Annotated in this window: 14 protein-coding genes and 1 tRNA gene; 6 read left to right on the top strand and 9 right to left on the bottom strand. The window is 69.6% G+C overall.

The window, feature by feature from the left end:
- Nucleotides 1–137 precede the first annotated feature (137 nt).
- Nucleotides 138–488 carry an MmcQ/YjbR family DNA-binding protein gene (locus tag AC07NG_RS24295; protein WP_492856556.1) on the bottom strand — a complete coding sequence of 117 codons (351 nt, stop codon included), beginning with the start codon at nt 486–488 and terminating at the stop codon, nt 138–140.
- Nucleotides 488–1,138 carry a peptide-methionine (S)-S-oxide reductase MsrA gene (gene msrA / locus AC07NG_RS24290; protein WP_492856557.1) on the bottom strand — a complete coding sequence of 217 codons (651 nt, stop codon included), beginning with the start codon at nt 1,136–1,138 and terminating at the stop codon, nt 488–490. Before msrA ends, AC07NG_RS24295 begins: the two co-directional genes overlap by 1 nt.
- A 160-nt stretch (nt 1,139–1,298) precedes the next feature.
- Between msrA and AC07NG_RS24285 the strand changes: the two genes are divergently transcribed.
- From AC07NG_RS24285 to AC07NG_RS24275, 3 genes are all read left to right on the top strand, one after another.
- Nucleotides 1,299–1,388, top strand: a tRNA-Ser gene (locus AC07NG_RS24285).
- Between the two features lie 27 nt (nt 1,389–1,415).
- Entirely contained in the window at nt 1,416–2,129 is a 714-nt protein-coding gene (locus tag AC07NG_RS24280) for an alpha/beta hydrolase (RefSeq protein WP_494596894.1), read from the top strand.
- Between the two features lie 77 nt (nt 2,130–2,206).
- Complete coding sequence (locus AC07NG_RS24275) at nt 2,207–2,695, top strand: nucleoside 2-deoxyribosyltransferase domain-containing protein (protein WP_494596893.1); 489 nt, start codon at nt 2,207–2,209, stop codon at nt 2,693–2,695.
- A gap of 164 nt (nt 2,696–2,859) precedes the next feature.
- Here AC07NG_RS24275 and AC07NG_RS24270 read toward each other — a convergent pair whose 3' ends face one another.
- The 3 genes from AC07NG_RS24270 to AC07NG_RS24260 all read right to left on the bottom strand — a co-directional run bounded on the left by AC07NG_RS24270 (nt 2,860) and on the right by AC07NG_RS24260 (nt 6,569).
- A complete protein-coding gene (locus tag AC07NG_RS24270) occupies nt 2,860–4,440 on the bottom strand; it encodes an ABC-F family ATP-binding cassette domain-containing protein (RefSeq protein ID WP_494596891.1) in 1,581 nt (526 codons plus the stop codon).
- Nucleotides 4,441–4,568: 128 nt separating this feature from the next.
- Nucleotides 4,569–5,705, bottom strand: a complete 1,137-nt coding sequence (locus AC07NG_RS24265; RefSeq protein ID WP_494596889.1) for a hypothetical protein — start codon at nt 5,703–5,705, stop codon at nt 4,569–4,571.
- Nucleotides 5,706–5,900: 195 nt separating this feature from the next.
- A complete protein-coding gene (locus AC07NG_RS24260) occupies nt 5,901–6,569 on the bottom strand; it encodes a hypothetical protein (protein ID WP_494596888.1) in 669 nt (222 codons plus the stop codon).
- A gap of 258 nt (nt 6,570–6,827) precedes the next feature.
- Between AC07NG_RS24260 and uvrA the strand changes: the two genes are divergently transcribed.
- On the top strand, nt 6,828–9,737 hold the full coding sequence (uvrA, locus tag AC07NG_RS24255; RefSeq protein WP_487291834.1) for an excinuclease ABC subunit UvrA: 2,910 nt from the start codon (nt 6,828–6,830) through the stop codon (nt 9,735–9,737).
- A gap of 88 nt (nt 9,738–9,825) precedes the next feature.
- Here the strand turns inward: uvrA and AC07NG_RS24250 are convergent, their stop codons facing one another.
- The 4 genes from AC07NG_RS24250 to AC07NG_RS24235 all read right to left on the bottom strand — a co-directional run bounded on the left by AC07NG_RS24250 (nt 9,826) and on the right by AC07NG_RS24235 (nt 13,570).
- Complete coding sequence (locus tag AC07NG_RS24250; RefSeq protein ID WP_494596886.1) at nt 9,826–10,761, bottom strand: hypothetical protein; 936 nt, start codon at nt 10,759–10,761, stop codon at nt 9,826–9,828.
- Between the two features lie 81 nt (nt 10,762–10,842).
- Entirely contained in the window at nt 10,843–11,703 is an 861-nt protein-coding gene (locus AC07NG_RS24245; RefSeq protein ID WP_492856565.1) for a hypothetical protein, read from the bottom strand.
- A 2-nt stretch (nt 11,704–11,705) separates the two neighbouring features.
- Nucleotides 11,706–12,485 (bottom strand): hypothetical protein, encoded by a 780-nt coding sequence (locus AC07NG_RS24240; protein ID WP_494596885.1) that lies wholly within the window; start codon nt 12,483–12,485, stop codon nt 11,706–11,708.
- A gap of 83 nt (nt 12,486–12,568) precedes the next feature.
- Nucleotides 12,569–13,570 carry a hypothetical protein gene (locus tag AC07NG_RS24235; RefSeq protein WP_494596884.1) on the bottom strand — a complete coding sequence of 334 codons (1,002 nt, stop codon included), beginning with the start codon at nt 13,568–13,570 and terminating at the stop codon, nt 12,569–12,571.
- A gap of 88 nt (nt 13,571–13,658) precedes the next feature.
- Between AC07NG_RS24235 and trmFO the strand changes: the two genes are divergently transcribed.
- Complete coding sequence (gene trmFO / locus AC07NG_RS24230; protein WP_487291839.1) at nt 13,659–15,059, top strand: methylenetetrahydrofolate--tRNA-(uracil(54)-C(5))-methyltransferase (FADH(2)-oxidizing) TrmFO; 1,401 nt, start codon at nt 13,659–13,661, stop codon at nt 15,057–15,059.
- A 126-nt stretch (nt 15,060–15,185) separates the two neighbouring features.
- Complete coding sequence (locus tag AC07NG_RS24225; RefSeq protein WP_494596882.1) at nt 15,186–15,890, top strand: hypothetical protein; 705 nt, start codon at nt 15,186–15,188, stop codon at nt 15,888–15,890.
- Nucleotides 15,891–16,022: the final 132 nt, after the last annotated feature.

Genomic DNA, 16,022 nt, shown 5'->3' with positions numbered 1-16,022 from the left:
CCCCCCGCCGGCACAGAGCCCAGTCTCGCCCCCTCCACCACTTCGTGGTCCCCCTCCCCCGTTTCACGGGGGAGGAGAAAAGATGCTCCCCCTCTGGGGGAGCTGTCGCGGAGCGACTGAGGGGGGCCGCGAAGCGGCTAAAGCCCCAGTTCCGCCCTGGCCTTCTTCGTCAGCTTGGCCGCGATCAGCGCGTGGGCCGTCTTCAGCCAGTCGGCGACCTCGGCGTCGTCGAACGACGCCAGATCCTCCAGCTTCACCCACTTGGCGCGAGCCAGATACGGCGCGGCGATCGCCCGGCCGGTCTCGGTCAGCACCTCGTAGGCGACGTCCGAGACCTTGAACGACGCGCCGCCGCCGTGGGTGACGCCAGTCCCGATGACGGCGAACATCTTGCCGCCGACCTTGTAGACCTGGTCGTCGCCCCACTGGACGGTCATGGTCGCCGCGGGCAGCGCCATGGCCGCCTTGTGGAAGGCCTCCGGGCTCATCAGGCCTCGACGCCCACGCCGATCGGGCAGGTCACGCCGGTGCCGCCGATGCCGCAATAGCCGCCCGGGTTCTTGGCCAGGTACTGCTGGTGATAGTCCTCGGCGAAGTAGAACGGACCGGCGGCGGCGATCTCGGTGGTGATCGCGCCCAGACCCTTGGCCGACAGGGCCTGCTGGTAGGCTTCCTTCGACGCCACGGCCGCGGCGGCCTGGGCGTCGTTGGTCGGATAGATCCCCGAGCGGTACTGGGTGCCGATGTCGCCGCCCTGGCGCATGCCCTGGGTCGGGTCGTGGTTTTCCCAGAAGGTCTTCAGCAGGGTCTCGTAGGTGACGGCCTTGGGGTCGAACACCACCAGCACCACCTCGGTGTGACCGGTGCGGCCCGAGCAGACCTCCTCATAGGTCGGGTTCGGGGTGATGCCCGCGGCGTAGCCAGCGGCGGTGACGTAGACGCCCGGGACCTGCCAGAACACCCGCTCGACGCCCCAGAAGCAGCCCATGGCGAACACCGCCGTCTCCAGGCCGTCCGGATAGGGACCCTTCAGCGGGTGGCCGTTGATGAAATGGACGTCAGCGGTCGGGATGGCGGCCTCGCGCCCCGGCAGGGCGGTGTCGATGGTCGGCATCTCGAGGAGCTTCTTGAACAGCATGGGACGGGGCCTTTCGGAGGCGGGAGTTTCTTGAGGCCCGATATAAGTCGTCGCAGGCCCGTTTTCACCCCGTAACGGCGCTTGCTACGAGTCGCTGCCTGAGTATATTGCGCCCCTTCCCGCGCCGGGGGTCTCAACCACCCCCGACTCGAAGTGCGCTGGTGAGGTGGCCGAGTGGTTGAAGGCGCACGCCTGGAACGCGTGTATAGGGGAAACTCTATCGAGGGTTCGAATCCCTCTCTCACCGCCACTACTCTTCCTCGCGGGGAAGCCTCACATGACCTCAGTCGCTCCTAGAACCCAGGATGACGGCCCCGCGCGGCAAGGCGTGCTGCTCCTGCATGGCCATAGCCGCACCGGCCGGTCGATGGGCAAGCTGGCGTCACGGCTGAGGGCCGCCGGCTTTGAGACCTGGGCGCCGACCTATTCCTTTCGCGCCCCGTTGCCCAAGGTCGTGGACCGCCTGCTGCCCGAACTCGCCGCCTTCGAGCGGTCCTTCGACGGCCCGCTGCACATCGTCGCCCACTCGCTGGGCAGCCTGGTCGCCCGCGCCCTGCTGGTCAGGCAGCGGCCCGATCCCCTCGGGCGGGTCGTCATGCTGGCCCCGCCCAACGGCGGCAGCGAATGGGCCGATGTGCTCTCCCGCGTGCGGCTGAACCGGATCGCGCTGGGAGCGATGGCGCCCCACCTGCTGACGGCGAGACCTTCGGACGACGCGAGCCTGCCCGCCGCCGTCGATTTCGAGCTGGGCGTCATCGCCGGCGACCGCGCGCTCGATCCGATCCTGCCCCGGCTGATCCTGCCGCGCCCCAACGACGGCAAGGTCTCGGTGGCGGCGACGCGCATCGCCGGCATGAGCGCCCACGTCGTCCTGCCGGTCACCCACACGCTGATGATCTTCAATCCCCGGGTGGGCGAGCAGGTGCAGGCCTATCTGGAAACCGGACGGTTCCTCGACGTGGAAAACGACGCCCTCCGCCGGACCGCGTGACCATGCGGGTGCGCCTGGCGTACAGACGCGGCATGATCCGCCCGGCCCTCCTCCTCCTCGCAGCCCTGAGCCTGTGCATGACGACCAACGCCCTGGCCGCCCCGACCATCGTGACCTCGCCGCAGACCCTGCCCGCCGCGCACGACCGGCCGCGCGTGTTCCTGGGGGGCAGCATCGACATGGGCAAGGCGGTCGACTGGCAGGCCCAGGTGATCGCCGCCCTGGCCGACCAGGACGTGGTCATCCTCAATCCGCGCCGCCCCGACTGGAACCCGGCCTGGAAACCCGTCGCCGACGAGCCGGAGTTCCGCCGCCAGGTCGAATGGGAACTGGCCGCCCTGGAGAGCGCCGACGTCATCGTGCTCTACCTGACGCCCGGCTCGCAGTCGCCGATCAGCCTGCTGGAGATGGGCCTGCACGCGCGCTCGGGGAAGCTGGTGGTGCTTTGCCCCGAAGGCTTCTGGCGCAAGGGCAATGTCGACATCACCGGCGAGAAGTATGGGGTGAAGCAGGTGGAGAGCCTTGAGGCCCTGATCGCCGAGGTGAAGGCGCGGGTTAAGCGGTAGGTCACTGCTCTCGGGACCTCTTCCCGTAAAATCCCCGCGAAAGCGGGGACCCAGGTGTTTTATCGTCGAGCGCCCCACGTTTCAGAAAAAGCCTGGGTCCCCGCTTTCGCGGGGATTTTACGGAGAGAACCGGGGAGAAACGGAGAGAAGGCGTCACCTCCTCTCTACAGCTCCACCTCCCGCTCCACCCCGATCCCGGCCAGGAAATCGGGGTCGTGGCTGACCACCAGCAGCGCCCCGTCATAGCCCGCCAGCGCCGCCTCCACGGCCGCCACCGAGTCGAGGTCCAGGTGGTTGGTCGGCTCGTCGAGGATCAGCAGTTGCGGCGGGGTCGGCCCGGCCAGGACGCAGGCCAGGGCCGCGCGCAGGCGTTCGCCGCCGCTCAAAGACCCGGCCAGCCGGTCGGCGGCGCTGTTGCGGAAGAGGAAGCGGGCCAGGGCGGCCTGGGCGGCGTTGCGGTCGGCGGCGGGGTGCAGGCGGAGGAAGGCTTCGCGCAGGGTCTCGTCCGGACGCAGGATGGCCAGCGACTGGTCGAGCATCACCGCCGGAACGCCGCGCGTCACCGTTCCCGCCGTCGGCGCCAGCACGCCGGCCGCCAGGTTCAGCAGGGTCGACTTGCCCGCGCCGTTGGGGCCGCGCACCGCCACCCGCTCGGGACCGGCCAGGCGCAGGCTGACGCCGTCGAGCACCGGCGGCCGGCCGGGCCAGGCGAAGGCGACGTCCGCCATCGATAGCACCAGCCGCCCCGCCGGCAGGCCGGTCGGCGGCAGGTCGAAGCCCAGGGTCCGCGCCCGCTCGACCCACTTTTCGGCGCTCTCCACCGCCTCGCGGGCGCCGGACTGCAGCCGCTCGGCCAGGCGGCGTTCCTTGCCGCCGGTGTTCTCGGCGCGCTCGGCCCGGGCGCCGAGCAGGATCTTGGGCTCGCTGCCCTTGGCGGCGAAGCGCTTGCCGGCGGCGTCGCGGCGGGCCTTGCGTTCGAGCGCGGCCTGGGCTTCGCGGGCGGCGCGGCGCTCGTCGCGTTCGGCGCTGTCCAGAGCCCGGCCGGCGGCCTCCACCTCGGCCGCCTTGCGCTCGGCATAGAGGTCGTAGCCGCCGCCATAGCTGGCCGCGCCCAGGCTGGAGATCTCGACGATGCGGTCCATGCCGCGCAGCAGGGCGCGGTCGTGGCTGGCGACGATCGCCCCGCCCTTCCAGCGGGCCAGCACCTGGGCCACGAGGTCCCGCGCCTGGGCGTCGAGGTGGTTAGTCGGCTCGTCCAGCAGGATCAGGTCGGGCGCGGCCAGCAGCAGGGCGGCGAGACCCGCGCGGGTCTGCTGGCCGCCGCTTAGGGCGCTCGCGGGGCGGTCGGGATCGAGGCCGGTCAGACCGACCTCGGTCAAGGCCTCGTCCAGCCGCGCCGGCAGGGTCCAGTCGGCCTCGGCGAAGTCGGTGTCGTCCCCCAGCCCCGCCTCGATGCGCGAAAGCCGCCGCCAGGCCTGCCCGACGGCCAGGCGGTCGGCCAGGATCGCGTCCGGCGCAAGCTCGGGCGTCTGGTCGAGCACGCCGATCGTCCCGACCCGGGCGATGGTCCCGGCCAGGGGCGCCCGCGCGCCGGCGATCAGCGCCAGCAGGGTCGACTTGCCCGCGCCGTTGCGACCGAGCAGGCCGACGCGCTCGGCGCCGACCGACAGGTTCAGGTTTTCGAAAAGGACGCGGCCGTCAGGCGCGGCGGCGGAAACGGAGTCCAGAGTGATGAAGGCGGGCATGGGAAACCACGAACAGGGAAACGGGAAGGACGAAGCGGTCTTCCGTCTGGCTGATCATGGCGGCCTCCATCAGGGGTGGAGCAGCCGATGTAGAGGTCGCGCCGGCCTTGGGCAAGCGCGACCGCGATTCAGAACGTCTTGCTGACCATCACGAAGGCGCTGGCCGAAGGGCGCGTGATCAGGGGCGATATGGCGGTCGCCGAGTCGGCCTTGATGGCGTCCCGATAGTCCGGCAGGACCAGCATGCTGTCCTTGTCGATGATCCGGTAATCCACGACCTTCGAGTCGGTGTCGAACAGCACGCCGATGCCGACGCCGAAATCCGCGCGATTGCTCCCCTCCTTCTTGCCCAGACCCAGGGCCCAGCCGACGCCGAACTGGTCGATCTTGGCGTCGCTGTCGAGCACGGCCGTGAACAGCGGACCGCAGCCCACCACCTGTCCGCTGGAGTCGTTGGCGAGGGCGAACGGACCGCAGGCCACGAGCTTGCCTACGCCGTCCCACCACCTCGCCCAGTTGCTCGGGCCTTCGCCTTTGTCGACTTTGACGTCTTTGGCGTTCCTGCCGGCGCTGATCCCCTGGAAAAGGCTCTGGTTCCGCAGCAGGTAGTGGGTTTCGACCGCGATCTGGATGTCGACGTCTTCCGACTTCTGGACCTGGGCCAGCACCTCGCCGTCCTGGCGGGTGATGAACTTGATGGCGTCGGCGCGCCGACCGCCGAGATTGCCGCTGACCAGCGCGCCCGTGCCGGCATAGAGGTCGGCGACGACGCTCTTCTTGTCGAGTGTCGTCGTCTTGGTTTCGACGACTTCGGTCGTTTCGGGCGTCCCGCCGTCCTTCGTGGTCGTGGTCGTGGTTTTCGTCTCGACCGTGGCTTTTTCCGCGTCCTGCGCCTCGCCGTTCCCACCGCCGCTGCCGGTTTCGACGGCCGGAGGGGCCTGATCGCCGCCGCCACCGCCGGCCGCGAGCGCAAGGGTCGAGGCCTTCTGAATGGCCGAGGGCGGCAGGGCCGTAGCGATCGGGGCGTCCTTGATCGCCGCCGCGGGCGCCTTCCTGGCGGCCGTCGGCTTGACGGCGGCGGGCTTGACCGCGACCGGCGTCGCGTCGGAGGCCTCGCCGAACGTGGTCACCGCGCCCTCGCCGGTCTTGACCGACATCGAGCCGTCAGCGCCGAAGGTGATCGTCACCTCGCCGACGATCTTGACCGTCGGCTTGGTCGAAGCGGCCATGACCGCCGCCGGCGCCAGCCAGGCCGCGATCGCCACGACACACGCGCGTGAAAGTGCTTTCCGCATGCCAGCCCCCCAGCATCATGCTCATGAAAACAATGTCGGAAACGCTCGCCGTTTGGGCGCGAACAGGAGTGCGCCATGGCGTTTTCGAATAGTGACGTTATCTCGAATTTATTGCAACCATGAATTGCTAAGCTCGAAACACTGAAGCCATGGGTTAGCCGAAAATCAGCAGATCCCGTCGCGCAGGCGCGGCTGCTCGGCGCGGCCGGCGCGATAGGCGCCGCAGCGGGCCTGCTTGCGGGCGTCTTCGGCGAAGGGCGGCGGGGGCGGGGGCAGGCCGCGAGGCACGAACTTCGCGGGCGGCGGGGCGAGGCGGCCCACGGGTCCCATCCGCGGCGACGGGGCCTTGGCGGCGAGACTGCCCCAGCACTTGTCCTTCTCCTCGTCGGTCAGGTGCTCGCTGCTGAGGCCCTTGCAGGCCCGGTGGTAGCGACCCCAGCGGAAGTCCGGATTGCCCTCGGTCAGCTTCCAGCGATCGACGGCCCGGGGATCGACCCGCCAGGCGGGATCGATCCCCGGCGCGGCGGGGCCGGGCGAACCGGCCGACGGCCCGCCCTCTCCTTCCAGGGCGGCGGACGCGACGCCGTCGTGGCTGGTCCGAGGTTCGGAAGCGCTGAGCGCTGAAGGGGCGGACGACGTTCTGGCCGCCCGTTTCGGCGCGGGCGGCGGATCTTCCTCCTCCGTCCGATCGAGCTCGACCAGCATGGCCGGCGGCTCGACCGGCGGCGGCGCGCGCTCGACCAGCGACAGCAGGCCGATCAGCAGCAGGTTGGCGGCCAGACCCGCCGGAGCCGCGACCGCCCATCGTCCAACCTCGCGTCGCCCCCGCCCCATCGCCCGCCACCGAAGATTGCCCTGACGACGAATGCTCGCGCTTCGATGGCGTCCGAAATTCGACCGCGCGGCGCCCGCTTTGCGCCCTCGAAATCGCCTCCTGCTGACATCCGGTGTCAGCAGGACTGGCAGCAGGATGGCTGCGGCGTTTGTTCGCATGTTGTTCTTGTGTTAATGCCGCGCCAGCGCCCTACATATAGCCGCTGCGCCGCGCCTCGCGCGTGGCTCCCAATCCGACCTTCGAGCGTTCCGGACACCATGGCCGAGCAACTGAACTTCATCCGCGTCCGCGGCGCCCGCGAGCACAATCTCAAGGACGTCAGCGTTGACATTCCGCGCGGCGAGCTGGTCGTGCTGACCGGCCTGTCGGGCTCGGGCAAGAGCTCGCTGGCTTTCGACACCATCTATGCCGAGGGCCAGCGCCGCTATGTCGAGAGCCTGTCGGCCTACGCCCGCCAGTTCCTCGAGCTGATGAGCAAGCCGGACGTGGACCTGATCGAGGGCCTGTCGCCAGCCATCTCGATCGAGCAGAAGACCACGTCGCGCAACCCGCGCTCGACCGTCGGCACGGTGACCGAGATCCACGACTACATGCGCCTGCTGTGGGCGCGGGTCGGGGTGCCCTATTCGCCCGCCACCGGCCTGCCGATCGAGAGCCAGACCATCAGCCAGATGGTCGATAAGATCACCGTCCTGCCCGAAGGCACGCGCCTCTACCTGCTGGCCCCCGTCGTGCGCGACCGCAAGGGCGAGTACCGCAAGGAGATCGCCGAGTGGCAGAAGGCCGGCTTCCAGCGGCTGAAGATCGACGGCGAGTACTATCCGATCGAGGACGCCCCGGCCCTCGACAAGAAGTTCAAGCACGACATCGACGTGGTCGTGGACCGCGTGGTGACCAAGGCCGGCATGGAGCAGCGCCTGGCCGACTCCCTCGAACAGGCCCTGCGCCTGGCTGACGGCCTCGCGGTGGCCGAATGGGCGACGATCGACGAGGGCGAGAAGGAGCCCAAGCGGCTGCTGTTCTCCGAACGCTTCGCCTGCCCGGTCAGCGGCTTCACCATCGCCGAGATCGAGCCGCGCCTGTTCTCGTTCAACAATCCGGCCGGCGCCTGCCCCACCTGCGACGGCCTGGGCGCGAAGCTGGCCTTCGACGCCGACCTGATCATCCCGGACAAGGACAAGACCCTGCACAAGGGCGCCGTCGCGCCCTGGGCCAAGGGTCCCTCGCCGCTCTACACCCAGACCCTGCAGGCCCTGGCGCGCCACTACGGCTTCTCGATGGACGAGCCCTGGTACAAGCTGCCGGAAAAGGCCCGGACCGTGGTGCTGAACGGCTCCAAGGGCGAGAAGATCAAGTTCACCTACGACGACAACGCCCGCAAGTACGAGGTCGACAAGCCCTTCGAGGGCGTGCTGCCGAACCTGGAACGCCGCTGGCGCGAGACCGACAGCAGCTGGGTGCGCGAAGAGCTCGGCCGCTACCAGTCCGACACCCCGTGCGAGGCCTGCGGCGGCAAGCGCCTGAAGCCCGAGGCCCTGGCCGTGAAGGTGCATGGCCTGGACATCGCCGCCGTCTCGAACCTGGCCATCCGCCCGGCCCGCGACTGGTTCACGGCGCTGGAAGGCCACCTGACCGACAAGCAGCTGGAGATCGCCCGGCGGATCCTCAAGGAGATCAACGATCGCCTGCGGTTCCTGGTCGACGTCGGCCTCGACTACCTCAACCTGTCGCGCGGCTCGGGCACGCTGTCGGGCGGCGAGAGCCAGCGCATCCGCCTGGCCAGCCAGATCGGCAGCGGCCTGACCGGCGTGCTCTACGTGCTCGACGAGCCGTCGATCGGCCTGCACCAGCGCGACAACACCCGCCTGCTGCAATCGCTGCAAGGGCTGCGCGACCTCGGCAACTCGGTGCTGGTGGTCGAGCACGACGAGGAGGCCATTCTCACCGCCGACTACGTGATCGACATGGGCCCGGCCGCCGGCGTCCACGGCGGCGAGATCGTCGCCGAGGGCAAGCCGGACGAGATCATGGCCAATCCGGCCAGCGTCACCGGCCAGTACCTGACCGGCGCGCGCGAGATCGCCGTGCCGGAAGAGCGCCGCCCGATCAACAAGAAGAAGATGCTCAAGGTCATCGGCGCCAAGGGCAACAATCTGAAGGAGGTCACCGGCGAAATCCCGGTCGGCACCTTCACCTGCATCACCGGCGTCTCGGGCGGCGGCAAGTCGACCTTCACGATCGAGACCCTCTACAAGGCCGCCGCGCGCCGCCTGAACAACGCCAGCGACGCCCCGGCGGCGCACGAGCGCATCGAGGGCCTGGAGAACTTCGACAAGGTCATCGACATCGATCAATCGCCGATCGGCCGCACCCCGCGCTCGAACCCGGCGACCTATACCGGCGCCTTCGGCCCGATCCGCGACTGGTTCGCCCAGCTGCCGGAGAGCAAGGCGCGCGGCTACGGCCCGGGCCGCTTCAGCTTCAACGTCAAGGGCGGCCGCTGCGAGGCCTGCCAGGGCGACGGCGTCATCAAGATCGAGATGCACTTCCTGCCCGACGTCTACGTCACCTGCGATATCTGCAAGGGCAAGCGCTACAACCGCGAGACCCTGGACGTGCTGTTCAAGGGCAAGACCATCGCCGACGTGCTGGACATGACGGTCGAGGAGGCCGCCGACTTCTTCAAGGCCGTGCCGCCGATCCGCGACAAGATGGAGACCCTCAAGCGCGTGGGCCTCAGCTACATCAAGGTGGGCCAGCAGGCGACGACCCTGTCGGGCGGCGAGGCCCAGCGGGTGAAGCTGTCCAAGGAGCTTTCCAAGCGCGCCACCGGCCGCACGCTCTACATCCTCGACGAGCCGACCACCGGCCTGCACTTCGAGGACACCAAGAAGCTCTTGGAGGTGCTGCACGAGCTGGTCGACCAGGGCAACACCGTGGTCGTCATCGAACATAACCTCGACGTCGTGAAGACCGCCGACTGGCTGCTGGACTTCGGTCCGGAAGGCGGCGACGGCGGCGGCGAGATCGTCGCCGTGGGCTCGCCCCAGGACGTGGCCAAGGTCGAGGCCAGCTGGACCGGCAAGTACCTCAAGGAACTGCTCGACCGCCACGAGGAGCGCCGCCTGGCGCGGGTGGGCGAGCTGAAGAAGACCAAGCGGGCCTGATCAGGGCGTCCGCCTGAAGCGAGCTTGAAACAACAAAGGGCGGCGGGTCTCCCCGCCGCCCTTTTTCATGTCGGTGTCCCTCGAGGGATCAGACGTCGAACGGCCCCCTCGGAGCGGCCGGCGCGGCATCGGCCGCCCGTTCGACGATCTCGCGATAGATGAAGGCCGACGGGGCGTAGATCGTCACGCTGGTCAGCACCGTGATCAGGCCGCCGACGGCCAGGCTGAGCACGCCGGTCGGGGTGAGCAGCGACTCCAGCGTCAGCTTCTGCGACTGCATCAGGTCGTTCAGGGTGTCGAGGTTGAAGCCGCTGAGCGCGCCGCCCAGCAGGGTGATGATCAGGAACAGCAGCAGGTAGACGACGACCGCCAGGATGGTGGCCACGAAATAGGCCCCGAACATCGGCCAGAAACGTCCCTTGGTCAGGGCGAACGAGCCGAAGACGTTGATCTTGCCCTCGGTGAAGGTCAGCACGTTGGCCAGCGACAGGCGCACGCCCAGGAAGACCAGCACGGCGATCGAGGCCGGCACGATCAGCAGGCCGACCAGCGCGGCCAGGGGCGGCGCGATGGCGCCCAGGATGACCAGGATGAGCGTGACCGCGACCAGCAGGACCAGATAGGCCGCGAACAGCAGCAGGCCCAGCAGGATGGAGACGCCGGCCTGGCGCAGCTCGTCGGCGCCGAACCGCAGATAGGCGCGCCGGGAGTCGGCCGGGCGCAACACCGCGCGATAGATCGCCGCCAGCAGCACCGAATAGAAGGCGATGCTGTAGACCAGCGAGAACAGCGCGAACGGACCCAGCTTGGCCATGGCCTGCAGGGTTTCGGTCGGATCGGTGGAATTGTTCTGGCTGAGCGTCGTGAACGCTTCGAGCTCGGCGCCGAACAGGCCGATCATGGCCACGGACACGATCGCCGAGACGATGGTCGCGATCAGGACCCAGACCGCGACGGTCTTGAAGTGCTCGCGCACCAGGACGAAGCCTGAAATAGCCGCGTCCGTCGCCGAAAAGGTCTTCATCTTGCTCTTGCTCGCCCTGTGCGGTGTGTCGCAGGCAGGAACGCGTAACAAGCTTCGTTGGCCAGGGACAGAGCCCGGGCCTCAAATATCCGGGTGCAGCTGGCGATAGGCGCGGGCCGGGCCGGCGGTCAGGATCACTGTCTGGACGGTGAACATCAGCGGCGCGATCAGCACGTTGGTCAGCAGGCCCAGCAGAACGAACAGCTTGGACCCGCCGCCGACCAGGGCGATGACGCCGGTCAGCAGGCCGCCGACCAGCGAGAAGACGATCGGCGTCAGCACGAAGGCCATGAACAGGTTCAGCACGAACATGCCCAGCAGGCCCCAGAAGTGGCCGTGGGTCAGCACCCAGGCCTCGCGCAGGTTGATCCTGCCCTCGGCGAAGGTCTGGGGCGACAGCAGCGACAGGCGCACGCCCACCCACATCGACAGGCCGATGACGCCCAGACCGCCGAGGAAGGCGATCCAGGCCGCGACGCTGCGTGCGCCCGCGCCGGCCACGGTGGCGGTCAGCAGGGTCACCAGGCCGCTGGGAATGGCGGTGACGAACAGGGCCGCGGCCCAGGTGATCAGGGCCACGACGAACAGCCGGACCTCGTCGGCGCCCAGGCGCAGATAGGCGCCGCGGTTCTGCTCGGGATGCAGCACCGAGCGCAGGATGGCGCTGGCCAGCACCGCGCAGATGGCGGCCGCCAGCAGGATCAGCAGGGCCATGGCCCCGCCCAGGTGCGCGATCAGGTCGAGCACCTCCTTGGGGTCGGCGGTGAAGCGGGTCTGGGCCAGGTCGCGCCGCACCTCCTCGCCGAAGGCGACGGCCAGCAGCACCCACAGCAGGATCAGGGCGGCCCAGTAGAAACCGCCCCAGGCCAGCAGCGAGGCGGGGTGGCGGCGCATGGTGCGCGGCCCTTCGAGAGCGGCGGCGATGGGCGACAGGGCGATCATGGTCAGGCTTCCGGCCGCTCGGCGACGGCCAAGCTCGGGCCGTGTCTGTAGACGTGGACGCACGCCGCCGTCCAGGCCGGCGCGACGCAGAAATAGTAGAGACACACGGCCACGGCTTGCAGCGCCAGGGCGGCGGGGCCGTCGAGGGCGGTGCGCCCGCCCACGGCGATCACCACGCTGGGCAGGTAGAACACCAGGCCCAGGGCCACCAGCAGGCCGGCGCGGCCCTTGGTCAGGTCGAAGGCGCTGAGCACCTGCAGCCGTCCGGCGGCGATGCTGGCGGCCGGAGCCAGCGACAGACGGGCGGCCAGCCAGGCCAGGACCGCCAGGCTGGCCAGCGGCGCCAGGCTGGCGGCGAAAGCGGCCAGGGGACCCGACAGCGCCGCCTTCCAGGCCTCGGACGAGGTGGCGTCGAAGCCGGGCGCGGCGGCGCGGGCGACGCCCAGGGACACGGCCCCGACCACCACCAGCAGCACGGAGATCACCACCAGGAAGATCAGGGCGAGCAGCAGCTGCACCCCGGCCATCAGCGCCTCTTCACGCCCCCAGCGCAGGCCGGCCAGGCCCGCCGGGCGGTCGAAGGCGGCGCGATAGAGCGCCCCATAGGCCAGGGCGGCGGCGAGGAAGTCGGCCAGCAGCACCCAGCCCCCGCCGGCGAAGCGGCCGGCCAGTCCGAGCAGGCTGGCCGCGGCCAGGGCGGCCCAGGTGCGGGGCGCAAGACGGGTCACGCCGGTGATCCCGGCCCGCGCCGTCGCGCCGATCGCGATCGATGCCTCGCCCATTTCGCTCCCAAGCCCTCAGTCGCCGGCAGTCTAGCCCGCGCCGCGCCATCAGACGACGAGTCGGCGCGGGCGTGGCGCTGATTTTACGCCGGCGTGGCCTCGGGGTCGCTTTCGACCGGCGGTTCGGGCGGAGCGGGCGGCGGCGGCGGCGCTGCGGCCTCCCCGGCGGCCCCCTCGGCGGTACGGGCCGTCAGCTGCTGATAGGCGCTGGCCCACGGCGCGATGTAGATCGTCAGCACGATCGACTGCAGCAGCGCCAGGATCGGCGCGGCCGCGAGCAGCCAGGGCCAGAGCAGATGCAACAGCTCGTCCAGGCCACTGACCTTCGACAGCGCCGACCAGGTCCCGGCCATGGTCAGGGCGAAGACGATCAGCACGGCGACGCCCAGAACCATCTCCACCGCCATGACCAGCAGGACGGCCAGCACCGCCATGCCGAACAGGCGCAGCGACGAGCCCTTGGTCAGGGCCCAGGACTCGAACAGCACCAGACGCCGGCCCGCGAAGGTCATGGGCCAGGCCATGGACAGACGAAGCATCGCCCAGACGATGGCGACCAGACCGCCGATCACCGTCAGCACGCCGATCGTGATCCCCAGGAGCTTGCCGGTCGCGAAATAGGCCAGGGCGCCCACCAGCACGCCCGCGATCAGCGCGACGGCATAGACGATGTAGAAGCCGATGAGGGCGATCACCGACAGCAGCAGCATCCAGCCCTCGCTGGCGCCGACGCGCAGATAGAACCACCGGCGGGCCTGGGGCTCCAGCACGGCGCGGAAGATCGCGGCCGCCAACAGCGTCTGGACCAGGATCTGCAAGCCGGACGTCGTCAAGTTGATCAGCATCAAGCGCATCTGCATGGCCATGAACTGCCCGAAGACCGCGGGGTCCTGGCTCGCCGTCACGTCCCTGTTCAATTCGGCCATTTGCTGGATCTGGCCGAGGAGCGGCACGTAGAGCCCGATCAGCGGGGCAATCATAAGCACCAGCGCCACCAGCCCCCAAACCGCCACGGACGCCGGTTCGCGCCCCAGCAGGTTCCAGCCGGCCATCGCCGCCGTCGTCGCGGAAAACCTCTTCGCCACCCCAAATCCCCCAAATAGGAACACACGCTCGGAGGTGGAGCTTACACGGCGGTTCCGTCTTGGCGAGGGCGGAGGTATGAGGGCGGCCATGACCACCTCCCCCATTCACGTGATCGGCGGCGGCCTCGCCGGTTCCGAGGCCGCCTGGCAGATCGCCCAGGCCGGCGTTCCCGTCATCCTGCACGAGATGCGTCGCGACGACGCCGCCGGCAAAGTCACCACCGACGCCCACCAGACCGATGGCCTGGCCGAGATGGTGTGCTCCAACTCGTTCCGCTCGGACGACTGGCAGTTCAACGCCGTTGGTTTGCTGCACGCCGAGATGCGGCGCTGCGATTCCATCATCATGTCGGCGGCCGACCAGCACCAAGTGCCGGCCGGCGGCGCCCTGGCGGTCGACCGCGACGGCTTCTCCGAAGAAGTCACGCGCCGCCTGGAAGCCCATCCGCTGGTCACCATCGTGCGCGAGGAGATCGCCGGCCTGCCGCCGGAAGCCTGGGACAGCGTCATCGTCGCCACCGGCCCGCTGACCTCGCCGGCCCTGGCCCAGGCGGTGCTCGACCTGTCGGGCGAAGGCCAGCTGTCGTTCTTCGACGCCATCGCGCCGATCATCCACCTCGAATCCGTCAACATGGACGTCGCCTGGCGCCAGTCGCGCTACGACAAGGAAGGCCCCGGCGGCGACGCGGCCGCCTACATCAACTGCCCCATGAACAAGGAGCAGTACGAGGCCTTCATCGACGCCCTGCTCGAAGGCCCCAAGGCCGAGTTCAAGGAGTGGGAGAACGTCCCCTATTTCGACGGCTGCCTGCCGATCGAGGTGATGGCCGAGCGCGGCCGCGAGACCCTGCGCCACGGGCCGATGAAGCCGGTCGGCCTGACCAACCCGCGCGACCCGACCGTGAAGTCCTACGCCATCGTCCAGCTGCGCCAGGACAACGCTCTCGGCACCCTGTGGAACATGGTCGGCTTCCAGACCAAGCTGAAGCACGGCGTCCAGGCCGAGACCTTCCGCATGATCCCGGGGCTGGAGAACGCCCAGTTCGCGCGCCTGGGCGGCCTGCACCGCAACACCTTCATCAATTCGCCCAAGCTGCTCGACAAGGGCCTGCGCCTGAAGGCCCAGCCGCGCCTGCGCTTCGCGGGACAGGTCACGGGCGTCGAGGGCTATGTCGAGAGCGCCGCCATCGGCCTGCTGGCCGGCCGCTTCGCCGCCGCCGAGCGGAAGGGGGCGAGCCTTGAAGCCCCGCCGCCCTCGACGGCCCTGGGCGCCCTGGTCGAGCACATCACCGGCGGCCACCTGGAGGGCGCGCACGGCGGATCGTTCCAGCCGATGAACATCAACTACGGCCTGCTGCCGCCGCTGGAGGCCCCCAAGGTCGACGAGGACGGCAAGAAGATCCCGCTGAAGGAACGCGGCCGCGCCAAGAAGCGGCTGATGAGCCTGCGGGCGCTGAAGGACCTGGAGGCCTGGCTGACGGCGGGCTGAGCCGAAGCCGGTCTCCTCCGACTTGAAGAAAACGGCGTCCGCCCCGTCCAAGGCGGAAACGCGCGGCCGTGGAACCTTGGCGTTCCCGGCCGCGCCCCGTCGCGGCGTCTTTCGCGAGACCGCCCCATGCTCCGCCTCATCAGCGCCGCCGTCGCGACCACGGCCCTCCTGACCGCTCCGGCCCTCGCCCAGGACGTGGTCTCTCCGGCCAAGGAGACGATCCTGGCCCCGTTCGACATCGTCCGCACCGAGGTGAAGAGCGTTGGTCCCGACGTGGTCTTCCGCGTGCAGGTGCGCGGCAAGGCCGGCGAGCTCAAGCCCAAGGCCACCGGCCAGTTCGCCGGCAGCGCCGTCTGGAGCTACGTCTGGCCGACCTCGCTGGACAGCGGCGGCGTCGGCTTCGAGGGCGGCCAAGGCATCCTGGCCCTGGCGGTGACCTTCCACCCCGACTTCGACGACGCGGCCTATGGCGGCGTGAACCGCCACGTCTGGCATCCGCACTGGGTGGTGCTGGTCCCCGACGACGCCTGCGGCAAGGGCGCGCTGAAGGTCCGCGACATTCCCGAGGGCACCAAGCCCAAGGTGCCGGCCACCTGGCCCGGCGCGCCGCTGCTGATCGACAGCCCGAGCTATCCGACCACCCTTGCCACGGACACGGTCGAGGTGAAGGTCCCGGCCGGCGTGATCGGCGCGGTCGAGGGGGTGAAGTTCGACGGCGTGACCTCGGCCCTGAAGGTCAACGCCAACCTGCACGCGCCCTTGCTGTGCATCTCCGACATCTTCGACGTCGCTTCCGGCGACCTCAGCCTGCCCGGCCGCATCGGCCGCTGATCTCCCGCCGATCGCGGGCGCCGCCCCGGCGGCGCCCCGGAAAGCGGAGCCGTTTTCCGCCGTGGCGCGACATTTCGCCCCAGTTCGCAAACCACCGGTTTGTTGCCCGGAAGCTACGCCCGACCGCATATT

It is taken from the genome of Caulobacter sp. GW821-FHT10C03 (assembly GCF_059415485.1).
This window is presented reverse-complemented; position numbering and strand designations above follow the sequence as displayed.

Coding starts and splice junctions, on each gene's coding strand:
- AC07NG_RS24295 (WP_492856556.1), bottom strand. CDS start 488: ATGAGCCCGGAGGCCTTCCACAAGGCGGCCATGGCGCTGCCCGCGGCG.
- msrA (WP_492856557.1), bottom strand. CDS start 1,138: ATGCTGTTCAAGAAGCTCCTCGAGATGCCGACCATCGACACCGCCCTG.
- AC07NG_RS24280 (WP_494596894.1), top strand. CDS start 1,416: ATGACCTCAGTCGCTCCTAGAACCCAGGATGACGGCCCCGCGCGGCAA.
- AC07NG_RS24275 (WP_494596893.1), top strand. CDS start 2,207: ATGACGACCAACGCCCTGGCCGCCCCGACCATCGTGACCTCGCCGCAG.
- AC07NG_RS24270 (WP_494596891.1), bottom strand. CDS start 4,440: ATGCCCGCCTTCATCACTCTGGACTCCGTTTCCGCCGCCGCGCCTGAC.
- AC07NG_RS24260 (WP_494596888.1), bottom strand. CDS start 6,569: ATGGGGCGGGGGCGACGCGAGGTTGGACGATGGGCGGTCGCGGCTCCG.
- uvrA (WP_487291834.1), top strand. CDS start 6,828: ATGGCCGAGCAACTGAACTTCATCCGCGTCCGCGGCGCCCGCGAGCAC.
- AC07NG_RS24250 (WP_494596886.1), bottom strand. CDS start 10,761: ATGAAGACCTTTTCGGCGACGGACGCGGCTATTTCAGGCTTCGTCCTG.
- AC07NG_RS24245 (WP_492856565.1), bottom strand. CDS start 11,703: ATGATCGCCCTGTCGCCCATCGCCGCCGCTCTCGAAGGGCCGCGCACC.
- AC07NG_RS24240 (WP_494596885.1), bottom strand. CDS start 12,485: ATGGGCGAGGCATCGATCGCGATCGGCGCGACGGCGCGGGCCGGGATC.
- trmFO (WP_487291839.1), top strand. CDS start 13,659: ATGACCACCTCCCCCATTCACGTGATCGGCGGCGGCCTCGCCGGTTCC.
- AC07NG_RS24225 (WP_494596882.1), top strand. CDS start 15,186: ATGCTCCGCCTCATCAGCGCCGCCGTCGCGACCACGGCCCTCCTGACC.